Annotated in this window: 14 protein-coding genes; 9 read left to right on the top strand and 5 right to left on the bottom strand. The window is 53.6% G+C overall.

Annotated elements, in window-relative coordinates; translation table 11 throughout:
- Window positions 1-108 precede the first annotated feature (108 nt).
- The 8 genes from QPM17_RS01510 (at window position 109) to QPM17_RS01475 (ending at window position 7,085) form a co-directional block, all read left to right on the top strand.
- Window positions 109-336 (top strand): sulfurtransferase TusA family protein, encoded by a 228-nt coding sequence (locus QPM17_RS01510; RefSeq protein ID WP_285388181.1) that lies wholly within the window; start codon window positions 109-111, stop codon window positions 334-336.
- Window positions 337-369: 33 nt separating this feature from the next.
- A complete protein-coding gene (locus QPM17_RS01505) occupies window positions 370-1,434 on the top strand; it encodes an AI-2E family transporter (RefSeq protein ID WP_285388180.1) in 1,065 nt (354 codons plus the stop codon).
- 72 nt (window positions 1,435-1,506) lie between these two features.
- Window positions 1,507-2,382: a 4-hydroxy-tetrahydrodipicolinate synthase gene (gene dapA, locus QPM17_RS01500; RefSeq protein ID WP_285388177.1), complete on the top strand. Its 876-nt coding sequence runs from the start codon at window positions 1,507-1,509 to the stop codon at window positions 2,380-2,382.
- Window positions 2,383-2,485: 103 nt separating this feature from the next.
- Window positions 2,486-3,517, top strand: a complete 1,032-nt coding sequence (gene bamC, locus QPM17_RS01495) for an outer membrane protein assembly factor BamC (RefSeq protein ID WP_285388174.1) — start codon at window positions 2,486-2,488, stop codon at window positions 3,515-3,517.
- Window positions 3,518-3,561: 44 nt separating this feature from the next.
- The gene (gene purC, locus QPM17_RS01490; protein WP_285388172.1) at window positions 3,562-4,275 is read left to right on the top strand and encodes a phosphoribosylaminoimidazolesuccinocarboxamide synthase; all 714 of its coding nucleotides are present in this window, start codon (window positions 3,562-3,564) and stop codon (window positions 4,273-4,275) included.
- A 35-nt stretch (window positions 4,276-4,310) separates the two neighbouring features.
- A complete protein-coding gene (locus QPM17_RS01485; RefSeq protein WP_285388170.1) occupies window positions 4,311-5,045 on the top strand; it encodes a TIGR04219 family outer membrane beta-barrel protein in 735 nt (244 codons plus the stop codon).
- Window positions 5,046-5,070: 25 nt separating this feature from the next.
- Window positions 5,071-6,078, top strand: coding sequence for an NAD-dependent epimerase (locus QPM17_RS01480; RefSeq protein ID WP_285388167.1), 1,008 nt, complete (start codon window positions 5,071-5,073; stop codon window positions 6,076-6,078).
- A gap of 17 nt (window positions 6,079-6,095) precedes the next feature.
- Window positions 6,096-7,085, top strand: a complete 990-nt coding sequence (locus QPM17_RS01475; protein ID WP_285388165.1) for an aldo/keto reductase — start codon at window positions 6,096-6,098, stop codon at window positions 7,083-7,085.
- 287 nt (window positions 7,086-7,372) lie between these two features.
- Here QPM17_RS01475 and QPM17_RS01470 read toward each other — a convergent pair whose 3' ends face one another.
- Genes QPM17_RS01470 through QPM17_RS01450 form a run of 5 tightly spaced genes read right to left on the bottom strand, consistent with a single transcriptional unit; the run spans window position 7,373 to window position 12,328 of the window.
- Window positions 7,373-8,095 (bottom strand): polysaccharide deacetylase family protein, encoded by a 723-nt coding sequence (locus QPM17_RS01470; protein WP_285388162.1) that lies wholly within the window; start codon window positions 8,093-8,095, stop codon window positions 7,373-7,375.
- Between the two features lie 41 nt (window positions 8,096-8,136).
- On the bottom strand, window positions 8,137-9,162 hold the full coding sequence (locus QPM17_RS01465) for a glycosyltransferase family 2 protein (protein WP_285388160.1): 1,026 nt from the start codon (window positions 9,160-9,162) through the stop codon (window positions 8,137-8,139).
- Between the two features lie 49 nt (window positions 9,163-9,211).
- Window positions 9,212-10,108 carry a glycosyltransferase family protein gene (locus tag QPM17_RS01460; protein ID WP_285388159.1) on the bottom strand — a complete coding sequence of 299 codons (897 nt, stop codon included), beginning with the start codon at window positions 10,106-10,108 and terminating at the stop codon, window positions 9,212-9,214.
- Complete coding sequence (locus QPM17_RS01455; RefSeq protein WP_285388158.1) at window positions 10,101-11,294, bottom strand: glycosyltransferase family 4 protein; 1,194 nt, start codon at window positions 11,292-11,294, stop codon at window positions 10,101-10,103. The genes QPM17_RS01460 and QPM17_RS01455 overlap by 8 nt, the downstream gene beginning before the upstream one ends.
- A complete protein-coding gene (locus tag QPM17_RS01450; protein WP_285388156.1) occupies window positions 11,294-12,328 on the bottom strand; it encodes a Gfo/Idh/MocA family protein in 1,035 nt (344 codons plus the stop codon). Before QPM17_RS01450 ends, QPM17_RS01455 begins: the two co-directional genes overlap by 1 nt.
- Before the next feature lie 293 nt (window positions 12,329-12,621).
- Here QPM17_RS01450 and QPM17_RS01445 point away from each other — a divergent pair, with 293 nt between their 5' ends.
- On the top strand, window positions 12,622-13,701 hold the full coding sequence (locus tag QPM17_RS01445) for a Gfo/Idh/MocA family protein (protein ID WP_285388154.1): 1,080 nt from the start codon (window positions 12,622-12,624) through the stop codon (window positions 13,699-13,701).
- The last annotated feature ends 4 nt before the right edge of the window (window positions 13,702-13,705 follow it).

The following is a 13,705-nucleotide window of genomic DNA, read 5'->3' as shown; positions in this document are numbered from 1 at the left end:
CCATTGAAAGTTCGGCCCCCGTGTGGCCTGTTACGATTGTGATGCATTAAAGTAACACTGTCGGCATAATGCCGGCTCTTCTTTTGATCATACGGGTACCTCGTTGTCATGGCTGACCGAACACTTGATGCATCGGGACTTCGCTGTCCCATGCCGTTACTGAAAACCAAACTCGAACTGAACAGCATGGCTCCGGGCCAGGAACTGGAGGTCATTGCCACCGACGCCGGTTCCGCAAGGGACATCCCTGCGTTTCTGCGACTGTCGGCACACGAACTGGTCAGTTCATCCGAACAGGGTGGCTGCTTCACCTTTGTGATAAAGTGCGGCGGCTGATATGGCTGCAGTGGTGACCGTTCGGAGTCGTTAATGATAAGAATTTTACGTGGTCTGGCTCACAAATACTTTTCAGATGAAGAAGCCGTCATTCTTTTCCTGCTGTTACTGGCAGGGGTCGCTTTTGTCATTCTGTTCGGTTCCATGCTGGCACCGGCCATTGCATCGGTCATCATTGCTTTTATTCTGCAGGGCCTGGTTACCAAGCTTAATCGGATGGGCGTCCCCGAGATCGTCGCTATCATCGGCGTGTTTCTGATATTTCTTGGTGTCCTGATTGGTTTCCTGTTTGGCCTTCTGCCACTGATATGGACCCAGGTCACCTCCCTGGCCGGCGAGGCCCCGCGGATTTTCCGGGAAATGCAGTCATACCTTGAAGTGCTTCCCCAGCAGTATCCCACGCTGATATCAATGGAAGGCATCAACACCATCTACAACCAGGTGACCACCGAAGCTGGCCGCATGACCCAGTGGCTGGTGTCGTTCTCCCTGGAAAGCATTCCGGACCTGGTAGCCCTGCTGATCTACATGGTACTGGTGCCAATCCTGGTGTTCTTCTTTCTCAAGGATCGCCGATTTCTACTCGAGTCCATGTCGCGGATGCTGCCCTCCCAGCGGCCCATGATGGTGCGGATCTGGCATGAAGTGAATCAGCAGTGCGCCAACTATGTCCGTGGCAAGGCTGTTGAGATACTGATTGTTGGCGGGGTGACCTACGTGTCTTTCAAGCTGCTGGGTATGCCATATGCCGCTCTGCTGTCGCTGATGGTGGGGCTGAGTGTGGTCATCCCCTATATCGGGGCGGCCGTGGTGACCATTCCCGTGGCGATGATAGCGCTATTCGCGTTTGGCTGGGGCAGTGAGTTTATCTGGGTTATGGTGGCCTATGGCGTCATCCAGGCGCTGGATGGCAATGTGCTGGTGCCCATCCTGTTCTCGGAAGTGAACAACCTGCATCCGGTGGCCATTATTGTGGCAGTGTTGTTCTTTGGTGGTATCTGGGGGTTGTGGGGCGTTTTCTTTGCCATTCCTCTGGCCACCATGCTCAAAGCCATATTCTCGGCCTGGCCGGTGAAGGATCAGCAGGAACCAACATGACATCTCCTTTAATTCCCTTGTGTCAGTTGGTGCCCAACATTAACATATCGTTTTTATTCGTACGGAGCTTTTATGATTACGGGGAGCCTTGTCGCACTGGTCACGCCCATGCATTCCGATGGCAGCATCCATTGGGAGCACCTAGATAAACTGGTGGACTTTCATCTCGACAACGGGACGCATGGTATCGTCGCTGTTGGTACGACAGGTGAATCCGCAACGCTGGACCCGGATGAACACATGCGGGTTATCGGCCACATCATTAAACGCGTTGGTGGCCGCATTCCGGTCATTGCCGGCACCGGCGGCAACAGTACCCGTGAAGCCATAGAGCTTACGGAAGAAGCCCATAAACTTGGGGCAGACGCCTGCCTGCTCGTTGTGCCGTACTACAACAAGCCAACCCAGGAAGGTCTCTACCGCCACTTCAAGACCATTGCAGAGGCGGTTCCGGTAAACCAGATTCTGTACAACGTGCCCGGCCGTACTGCATGCGACATGCTTAACGAGACCGTGGAACGGCTGGCGGACATACCGAACATCATCGGCATCAAGGACGCCACTGGCAATATTCCCCGTGGTGCCGAGCTTATTGAAGCCGTGAAAGGCCGGCTGGTGGTGTACTCCGGTGATGATGCAACCGCAGCGGGGCTGATGCTGGCCGGTGGCAAAGGCAACGTATCAGTCACCGCAAACGTTGCCCCTGGAGCCATGGCAGCACTCTGTGAAGCGGCTATTGCAGGCAATGAAGAGGAGACTGAAAGACTCAATGAATTGCTGATGCCACTGAACCGGAAACTCTTTCTGGAGGCGAATCCCATCCCCGTAAAGTGGGCGCTGTACCGCATGGGTATGATTGGTGAGGGCATTCGGCTGCCGCTTACACCATTGAGCGAAAAGTTCCACAGCGAAGTGGAAGACGCGCTGAGGGCCTCTGGCGTACTCTGAGTCAGGCTGTACCATCTATCTCAACTGGAGTCGCCTGATGGCGTTTACGTTCAGGACAGAAAACACAAGAACCGCAAATTTCATCAGGCCCCTTTCGGGCCTGATGCTTGTTTTGGCAATCACCGGCTGCAGCTTCATCGACGACCGTTCCGAACGTTACGTGGACGAGCCGGAAGGCTCACCACTCAAGCTGCCGGAAACAGCGGATGAGGGAAAGTTTGCCCCGGTGATGCCTATCCGTGAAATCAGCTCGGCTGATTCCGGTCGCATGTACCCTGACAGCATTCCCAATCCCCCCGATATGACCTCGGATATCCTCGACGAAAACTACGTGATCGAGGAGCTTGGTGGTCAGGTGTGGCTGCTTGTCAACGACGTGCCTGGCCGGCTCTGGCCTGCGGTCACGGCCTACATGAATGAGAACGGCCTGGGCGTTGCCCATGACAGCCCCCAGCTCGGATTGATCCAGAGCGAACTGGTGAACTTCAGCAAACGGGCGAGGGAACTGCTGGACCTGCCGGACAACCCCGTTGGTGAGGAAGCCAGGATTGTTGTGCAGGCACGTATTGCACCGGGTGTGAGACGTAAAACCAGTGAGATCCAGTTCCGCACCTTCGAGGTGGAGGATGACCCGGATGAATTGCTTCCCTGGAGAGGTCGGGAGGAGCGCACCGGGGAGGAGCTGAGCACCAGCAAGCGCCTGCTGGGGGATCTGGCCGATCACTTGCGTAATCGCGAAGACAGCAAATCCTACTCCCGTGCTGCACTGGGCATGGTCAGTGAACCGCTCGTCCGCCTGGTTTCAGATAACCAGACTCCGCAGCGGATTGTCATGGACCTCGACTACGGTCGTGCCTGGGCCGAGGTGCGCCGCTCATTGAATGAAGCTGGCATACCGGTAGTGGATCTGAACCGTGACGCTGGCTATTTCTTCGTAGACTTCCGCCCGGAATCAGAGCGCGAACCCGGCTGGTTCAGCTGGTTCACCGACGACCCGGAGCCTGAGCACACCTTTGATGTGCGGCTTGATGACAAGGACGGGGAGATTGTGGTGACGGTTAACCGTGCCGAGGACTATGCTGGCAGGGACCGCTCCCAGGAACTGCTTTCCGAACTGTTCGAATACCTTTACTAATGCAAGTAGTGCCCGCTCGGCGCGGGCACCCCCGGAGACCCGAGATGGAAAAGCGTGAAGAACTTTACGCAGGCAAGGCAAAATCTGTTTACCGTACAGACGACCCTGATCGTTTCGTTATGGTGTTTCGCGACGATACGTCCGCGTTTGATGGCGAGAAAAAAGAACAGCTGAACCGTAAGGGCATGGTAAACAACCGCTTTAATGCCTTTATCATGGAAAAACTGGAAGCTGCCGGCATACCTACTCACTTTGAAGGCCTGCTGTCAGAGACTGAGTCCCTGGTAAAGAAGCTGGACATGATTCCGGTGGAGTGTGTGGTTCGCAATATATCCGCTGGCAGCCTTTGCCGCCGTCTGGGCGTGGAAGAGGGCCTGGAGCTGAATCCACCCACCTTTGAGCTGTTCCTGAAAAACGACGCCATGCACGACCCTATGATCAATGAGTCACTGGCTGTCAGTTTCGGCTGGGCGAAAGCTGACGAACTTGCCAGAATGAAGGAACTGACCTATCAGGTGAATGATGTCCTGAAGGCGCTGTTTGATGAGGCCGGCATGCTGCTGGTTGATTACAAACTCGAATTCGGGCGCGCTGGTGGCGAGATCGTGCTGGGCGACGAGTTCAGCCCCGACGGCTGCCGCATATGGGACAAGGAAACCCGCAAAAAAATGGATAAGGACCGTTTTCGTCAGGGACTGGGCGATGTCATTGAAACCTATGAAGAGGTTGGTCGTCGTCTGGGTATCCGGTTCGACTGACCGGCCAAAATCAACAAACACAAAACAGGTGCTTTATGCGTAAACTGATTCTTGCCGTGGGCGGCTCACTGATTATTGCAGCCCCCGTTGCCTCTGCCGATGTGCTCGGTGTGGGCGCCAATATCAGTTACTGGGATTCCGACTTGTCCGGTGAGGCCGGCAAGAACAGCGATGTGGTCGATGTTGAAAACGACCTGAACCTGGACAGCGACTCCAATGTTAATCTGAGCGCCTATTTCGAGCACCCGGTACCGGTACTGCCCAATGTGCGCCTGAATTACACTCGAATCGAGCAGAGTGGTCGCGGAGAACTGTCTACCGGGTTTGATGTGGTTCCGGGCGGCGTGGAAGTGGATTCTGATCTGGACCTTAGCCAGTTTGATGTCACCCTTTATTACGAAGTACTGGATAACTGGGTCAATCTGGATCTTGGTGTAACTGCCCGTAACCTGGATGGTGAGCTGACCGTTCAGGAAACAGGCGGACTTGGAAGCGTCTCACAAACCGAAATTAGTGGCGTTGTCCCCATGGGCTATCTGGCCGCCCGCTTTGACCTGCCGTTCACCGGTGTGTCGGTTGGTGGCGAAGCCAACGCGATCAGCTTCGATGGCGACTCCATTTATGACTACAACGCTTACGGTCAGTACGAACTTTCATTGCTGCAGCTCCGGGCCGGCTACCGCCAGATGAGCATTGATTACGAAGACAATGAAGACCGTCTGGATACGGATCTGGGTGGCCCATTCGTCAGTGTCGGGCTGACCTTCTGAAGAAAATTTACAGGGAGAAAGGACTTTGAAGATTCTGGTTACGGGTACGGCGGGCTTTATCGGCTCCCATCTGGCGCATAGGCTTCTTGATCGCGGTGACGAAGTGATCGGCGTGGATAACGTCAATGATTACTACGATCCTACCCTCAAGGAAGCGCGCCTCGAACGCCTGACCTGCAAGCCGGGATTTACCGAAGTTCGCAAGGATGTGGCCGACAGAGCCGCAATGGAAGCAATGTTCCGGGAGCACAAGCCGGAACGGGTGGTTCACCTGGCCGCCCAGGCGGGCGTTCGGTATTCGCTGGAAAATCCCCATGCCTATATCGACGCCAACCTCGTGGGGTTCACCAACATCCTCGAGGGCTGTCGCCACAACGATGTGAAACACCTGGTCTACGCCTCCAGCAGCTCGGTCTACGGTGCCAATGAGACCATGCCGTTTTCGGTGCATGACAACGTTGATCATCCCCTGAGTCTGTATGCGGCGTCAAAGAAAGCCAATGAACTGATGGCACACACCTACAGCCATCTGTACAACATGCCCACCACGGGCCTGCGGTTCTTTACCGTCTATGGCCCCTGGGGCCGGCCGGACATGGCCCTGTTTATTTTCACCAAAAAGATTCTTGCCGGTGAGCCTATCGACGTGTTCAACCACGGCCATCACAGGCGGGACTTCACCTACATCGACGACATCGTTGAAGGTGTCATCAGAACCCTGGACAGCGTTGCTACACCGAATCCCGATTGGAGCGGTGAAACACCGGATCCCGGCACCAGCAAGGCACCGTATCGCCTGTACAACATCGGCAGTAACAACCCGGTGGAACTGTCCCGTTTTATTGAAATCATCGAAGAGCGCGTTGGCAAGAAGGCGGAGAAGAACCTGCTGCCCCTGCAGCCGGGTGACGTACCTGCTACCTACGCGAATGTCGACGACCTGATCACCGATGTTGGCTACAAGCCCTCCACCACGGTGGAAGAAGGCATTGCCAACTTTGTGGACTGGTACCGGGATTTCTACAACGTCTAGAAAGCGAAGGAGGGAACATGGAGACCCAACCTTTCGGAAACACCGATATTCAGGTGACACCGGTTGGCCTGGGTACCTGGGCCATTGGTGGCTGGATGTGGGGCGGCACTGATGAAGGCCAGTCCATCGATACCATTCACCGCGCTATCGACAAGGGCATTGGCCTGATTGATACCGCGCCGGTATACGGATTCGGGCGATCGGAAGAGATAGTGGGCAAAGCGCTGACAGGTGGTCGCCGCGATCAGGTAGCCCTGGCCACGAAAGTAGCCCTGAACTGGAACAAGGATCACGACCAGGTCTGGCGTGATGCAACGGCAGCGCGCATAGAACAGGAAGTCGAGGACTCACTGAGGCGCCTGCAGACGGATCGGATAGACATATACCAGGTGCATTGGCCGGACCCGAAAACGCCCATTGAAGAGACCGCACGGGCACTGGAAAATCTTTACCGTTCGGGGAAGATCCGTGCTATCGGTGTCAGTAATTTCTCACCTGCCCAGATGGAAGCGTTCAGCCATATTGTGCCTCTGCACAGTTTGCAGCCCCCCTATAACCTTTTTGAGCGAGAAATAGAGCAGCACATCCTTCCATACTGCCGGGAACACGGCATTGCAACCATTACCTACGGTGGGCTGTGTCGCGGCTTGCTGACTGGCAAGATGCGTGAAGATACACAGTTTACGGGTGACGATCTGCGCAAGAACGATCCCAAGTTCCAGGGTGAGCGCTACCGCCAATACCTGAATGCCGTGGCTGAACTGGATGCGTTCGCCTGCGAACGTTACCAGAAGAATGTCCTGGCTCTGGCGCTTCGCTGGTTGGTGGATCAGCCGGGAGTCACAACGGCGCTCTGGGGTGCCCGGAGACCCGAGCAACTTGATCCGGTGGATGATATCGAAGGCTGGTCGCTGGACAGGGAAGCGTTTGATGCGATTGACGGGATACTTGAGAGGTGCATTGATGACCCCGTCGGGCCTGAGTTTATGGCGCCACCGACGCGGTAGCGCCTGCGCTGAGCCAGCTTTGACCTCTGGGTGCAGTATGCATCCAGAGTGTCTGGTAGATGGCCAGATTGAAGACATAAAAAAGCCAGTGCTTGCTCAGCTCAAGTGACTGACTTTTCTGCAGGTTTGGTAGGACCTCCCAGATTCGAACCTTGGCTACAAACCCTCCACTATGGTGGAGGACGGTATCGTCAACTTTATGGAATGGTACCGGGATTTTTACAAGGTTCAGGAAGTGGCCAGCAATCTGAAGCTGTGCACTTGCTGCACATCGGCTGAAGATTTTTCTAAAGCATACTCCGAAAAACCCGCATCCCATGTCGTAGGCGTAAATAACTGTTCGCGGCGGGAGAGAAAAAATTTCGATAGTCTTTGCGTTTTTGTAGGTAATAGCTGTCTATTCTGGGCAGTTCAGCAGTTTTGAGTTTCCGCCCGAGTGGCAACAGCGAGGTTGTTGCACAGGTTTGATATTTATCGCCCACAATCTCAGCAACCCGGGCGTCGTAGATCCCGTAAGGATAGGCAAAATGCCGTGGACGACGCCCGAACTGATTTTCAATACTCTGGTTTGCAGTTTCACATTCCTCTTCAATCTGTTCCTGGTCAAGGCGGCACAAGTTGGGGTGAGATACGGTATGGCTTTCGATCATCATGCCTGCGCCGGCGCAGGCCTCAAGCTCCGGCCAGCTCATCATGTCGAAGGCAGGGGCGCCGGCGGGTTGAGTTGGCCAATTATTCTTGCCAGCAACATAGCCAGTCGTAAGGTAGAGGTGCGATGGCGCCTCGACATCCTTCAAAACCGGTAGTGCATTCTGGTAGACGGAGCGCATTCCATCGTCAAAGGTGATGGCGACCGCGTTGTCGGTTTCCGGACTAAGCAGTTGATCCAAGCTGCATATGTTAACCCCTCCTTCCAGAATCTCATTGATCATCCTCGCAAAGGTTTCAGGTGGGAAACTGAGTACAGTGCCCCGGTCATCAATGCTGTGAAAAGTAAGGATGGCTTTCATATGAATACCGTTTAGGGAAAGGGCAGCCCAATCGTCTGATATCAGGCAACATTTCTTTGGAGTTTGTTTTCAAGCAGCGCCCATGCAAACGCACTGGCGCAGTATAGATAATAGATCTGATGAAATATCAGACCTCTTAAAGCGAACCAGAGCCCTTTGCGCTGATGGAACAATTTAAATAGGTCCCAATTGGCGTAAACTACCGCCAGCGCGACTAGTAAAAGATAAATCAATGATGTCACTCCCCCAAGCGAAAGCAGGGCAGTCAGAATCAGCAAGCCTGCAAGGAGCGCTTTTACCCGTTCATTAACACCGACATTCAAATCGTTGTCCAGGCCTCCCCGACGTAGCATCAATCTCGCCCAAGGGATTGCGCGACAGAAAACCTCTGTATGAATCAGATTAACAAACCGCCATTCCTTAAGGTGGGTGCATTGGAGATCCGTCAGAAGTAGAAGCTTGCCTCCTGCTTCAATCAACCGGTATCCCAGCTCAATGTCCTCAATTGATGGCCGGTTAAACATTTCAATGTCGAAGCCACCCTGCTCCAGAAACGCTTCTTTTCGAATTGCGCCGCATCCGGACCAGAACGTAGAGGCTTGTTTCCTGGCGCGCTGATGGTAGTAATGGTGCACTAGATTTTTGTACTGAGAGAGAAAATTCTGTGCAGGTGGCCTATCGTCATAAGAGCCAAAAACGCCCACCACACTGGGGTCGTCGAATCCTTCTAGCATTACTCTGGCAGCATTTTCATGAACAACGACGTCAGCGTCTATGAACCAGAGAATCGTGCCCTTGGCCTCTCTGGCAGCGACGTTGCGGGCAGCGCCAGGCCCAAGACGTCCGCCGGAGGGCATTACAGTCGCGCCGAGCGCACGGGCAATCTCTGGCGTGTCATCGCTGGAGGTGTCATCCACCACAATCACCTCGAGCACTTCACCTCGGTCTCGCATGGCGACAAGGGGCGGTAGACTCTGCCTGATAAACTCAATGCCATTGTAGACAGGCATAATGACACTGATTGAAAGGTGCGTTTTGCTGGGCGTTGCGTGTTCCTGGATATTCATTGCTGAAGGTTCCTTTTGTGAGAATTCCTTCCACCTAAATGTAGTTTCATCATTTTTTAATATAGCCAACGGTCTCACCCGCTGACCATGCCAAAATGAAAACCAACAGCCAGCCCATATCCCTCTTCAGGGCCAGATTAAACCGTTTATCCTGGCGGGCATAGGCCATGACTTTTCTTGTAAAAACCACCGGAATAAGCGGAGACAGGGTGATCATCATTAACCGTTTGGCTCCTGTCATCGCTTTTGCCCGCGCCGCACCAAACTCAATTCCATGGCTATACCGTTGGCAAACGAACTGTTTTGCGGTGTAACAGTTGTGATGAACGACAATCAATTTGTTATCAAATTCCAGGGATTTGCCTTCCGCAAGGAATCGCTCATGGAACGAAGGTTCCCAGAAGCCAATCTTCAGTAAATCTTCATGGGCGAGTATGTCCGCTTTGCGATACAGCGCATTGTCTGCTGCCAAATCCTCTGCAAGTCCGCTGGGTCGGGCTCCGGTGTAGTGAGCGTATCGCAACAGATAGATGGCTCGGTCGATTCTGGCATCGTTGTTGGCGTTCTCAATCGCGCCCCCGACGCCAACCTGAATTCCGTCCAGAGGGTAGGCCAGTAGCCTGTCCAGCCAGTCAGTTCTGGGAACGCAGTGGGCGGTTGTCAGCGCGACTTTTTCGGCTTTGGCTGCGCGAATTCCATCCGCCCATAGTACGGGAATTCTGTTGTCCGATTGCGCGGGAATGATGCGGATATTGGCTCTGACTGGAACGTCGCAAAGGAGTGAACGGTCGCTGCCGCTGCAGACCAGAAATTCGACCCGGGGGTAGGTTTCTGGTTGTAAGACTCTGAAAATACGCTGGAGATTGGCTGTTGCCATTTCCTCCGCGATAATGACGGTCAGCTCGTAGTTATTTCCAGGTGACCTGGTTTCAGGCTGCTTAACCATGGCGCGCACCCGAACCCTGTGCTGCGGCTTCCAGATAGCCCAGCGCAAGCTTGGCAGCTCGCTCCCAGGTGAAGCAACGAGCTCTTGAAACGGCGACGTCTGAAAGCTGGTGTCTGAGCTCCGGGTCGGTCGACATTTTTACAATTGCCCTGCTTATCGATTCCACATCATAGGGGTCAAAAAATACGCCTGCGTTTCCAACCACCTCGGGCAGCGAGCCCTGGTCGCTGGACAGGATCGGCGTTCCGCAAGCCATGGCTTCCACTGCTGGCAAGCCGAAACCCTCCGAAAAAGAGGGCATGGCAGCCGCCATAGCGTTGTTATAAAGAATGAGCAGATCCTCGTCCGAGATGAAGCCGGTAAAATGAACCATGCCCTTTATCCGTTTGTCGTTCGCCAGTTGTTGCAGGTCGCCGTAGTTGGAGTGAAATCCGGCTCCGCCATAATCACCCACCAACACAACGTGAACATCGTCGATTTCCTGTTTCTCTCTGGCGTGTGCGAATCCTGCCAGAAACCCGTGCAGGTTTTTATGGGGCGCCAGACCGCCCACATAAACAATTAATTGACCATCTTGTGGAAGTCCAATTCGTTGCCGAAGTTCCTGACTTGCTGTTGGATCATGAGACTGGCAAAAAAGTCCGTGGGGTGCTTCACTGATGACATCGATCAAATCACCATTTATGCCCAAATACTGCTCGATCTCTGCTTTGGCGGCCTGGGAGACAGTCATCACTCGTTTGCAATGCCAGAGCGCCAGCTTGACCTTCAGCGTCCAGAACAGTCGGCCTTTCCAGTCAGGAAAGATCATTTCCGGAAAATGCTCGGCAATCGCATCGTGCAGCGTTACAACCGAAGGTACTTTTGGCGAAACAGGAAACCAGGAATAAACAGCCGGGAAAAACATCAGGTTGATGGGGGAGCCTGATACAGCTTTGTATAATTGCGTTATATCTTTAATTGAGCGCCTGGAGCTTGCGATGGCAGCAGCGGTGGCCGGTCTGTCTGGAAATACCTGAACGATTTTTACGTTTGGAAGCTTCATTGATTCGGTCGGTGCCTGATCAACGAATAAATAAAATGTGTGATCGGATTCCAGCGCAAACATCGCTGATAACAACTCGCGGGCCATCCGGCCGAAGCCGCGTTGGTTCCACCAGCAGGTTGCATCTATCCCTATGTTCATCAGGCCCCATGCTCCATTTGTGTCATTGTTGCGTGAGCTAACCTACTCTCGACCAATTCGGCAATGGTAGCGATGGCAAGCGTATTTTCGTGAGAGATCGGCCCGGGGGTTGACTGTTGGACGGATAGATAACACTGATGAATTAGCGTGCGCAGGCCCGGGTAGGCGGGTTCGCGATTGAGAGCGCGTTCTGCCAGGTTGCGTGTAGCCGCAACAAGTGTGTTTAGGGACAGCGCAAAGGGTGCCATTATTTTTCGAAACCGGGACACCGCAGACGACTCAAAGACGGCAAAACCATGGAACAGGTTGAGATGGATGGCACCCTGTTCGTGATAAATGGTCATTGAACAGTGGGTTGGCCGGGCATTCAAACTTAATTTGACGGTTACCGGGAATCCTTGATGGTAGCTGTGCGTGAAGAGCTCTCCAACTCTGGGGTTGTCTACAAACAAGGGTTCCTGCTCCAGCGGCGCTTCAGGCCAGAGCTCGGACAAAATAGACAAAGGATGAGGCAGAATCTCGACCAGTATATGATTCAGCTCATGGGTTTCGCGCCCTACGCCACCAGCTGAAGCGAAATCAAAACTTACCGCTAATGGGTCCCTGGTTCGGCGAGTCAGCTCTTCCCTTGCTAAGGCTACACCTCGCTGAAAAGCAAATTGATGAACCGGGCACAACAAGAGGTTCTTCATTGCCGCCAGCTCCTGCAAGTCGTTTAGCTCGCTACACGTGGGCGCTACGGGCTTTTCCACAATCACATGTTTGCCAGCCTTCAGCGCCTGTTTTGCGAGTAACACGTGGGTTTTAATCGGTGTGCAGATATGCACTACATCGAAGTGAGCATGCTCCAGGGCCTTTTCGAGGTCAGAAAAGGCACGACCGCCGTATCGGTCGACTAGCGTATTCGCGGCTTGAGCGCTGGAGTCAATAACGGCCGCTATAAGCGCGCCGTTTTTTTGGGCCGCATGGGCATGCCAGTTGCCCATCAGGCCAGCACCTACAATGGCGACCGTCAGTTGTTCGTCTGTTCGCATACTCCATTGCTCACATTATTCCGATAGGCAGCTAGCCTAGAGTTATGTCCAGATTATGCACGAAAAACCCAGCTTTGTCGGGCCCACCCTGTGTCGGCGTTGTTTGCACCTATTGAGTTTATACGCTTTCATTAGACTATAGATACCCAAAGAGTCAATGCGTTTCAAGCACCTAGGTTTTGGCCTATTCTTGCGTCGTACAGAGCGTTCCCGGTGGGAACATGCCCGACCTGATGTTTCAGGTATTATCTTTTTACGCGTTCCAATGCCGCTGACTGCAGTGAGTCAAATACATGAACTCAAATCGAAAAAAAATCGCGCTGGTGGGACTGGGTGCAGCGGCAAGGAATATCCATTTACCTGCCTATAAAAAATTGGCCGAGCTTGAACTGGTTGGCGGTCATGACCCGGCGATAGAGCCTACTTCAGCGGCAGGGGAGTTTTCGTTCCCGATTTTTCCAGATGTCAAAGCCCTGCTGGAAAAAACAAAACCAGACATTCTGGCCATCGCCAGCCCCACCAGATTCCATTTTGATCTGGCTCAGCAAGGGTTACTGCACGGCTGCCATATTCTTTGCGAAAAACCGTTTACCACAACGTTGGATGAAGCACGCCAGTTAATTGATCTGTCGGAAAAACAGCAGCGCTGGATCGTTGTGAACAACGAGTTCCGCTTTATGAATATATACGAGGCGGCAAAAGGAAAAATCGGCAGTCCCGAATTTGGCGACCTGCTGTTTATAAACGCCCAGCAGAGCTTTTACGTCAATGAAAAAACAGAGGCTGGGTGGCGAGGAAGCGATCCTCAACGCACCTGCAAAGAATTTGGTATCCACGTATTGGATCTGTGCCGTTACTTTTTTGGTGAGGAGCCAGTGCAGATCAGCGCCCGAATGCCAAAACCCTCTAATCCGACTGGACCGGATTATCTGAACCTGATCCAGCTCGATTTCCCGGAGGGGCGAACCGCCCAGATCACGCTGGACAGGCTTACCAGGGGTAGGCACCGATATCTTGACTTGCGACTCGATGGCACCGAATCGTCAATCGAAACCGAATTTGGTGGCAATGTGCAGTTCACCGCCGGTATTCGGGGAGGTGACAGAAAACCCTTTGTGGATTTTGATATTTCGTTGGGAGGCAGGGCACTTCAGTATAATGCCGAGAAGTCCACAAAGATTGCCAGTGACCCGCTCGACATTTTTGCCCATGCCACGAGCAAACTCCTGAAAAACCTGATCGACGCGATTGATAATGGCACTGTTCCGGCGTGCAGCGCACAGGATAATATCAAGACCCTGGCGCTGATGCTGGCGGCCTATGCTTCCAATGATCGGGGCGAGCCTGTTCCGTTTGCACAGCACTGGACCTAGGAAC

Origin of the sequence: Marinobacter azerbaijanicus (genome assembly GCF_030250645.1) — a bacterium.
In the GTDB taxonomy this organism is placed as follows: domain Bacteria; phylum Pseudomonadota; class Gammaproteobacteria; order Pseudomonadales; family Oleiphilaceae; genus Marinobacter; species Marinobacter azerbaijanicus.
Note: the sequence above shows the minus strand (reverse complement) of the source record. Positions and strands in the feature narration are given on the sequence as shown.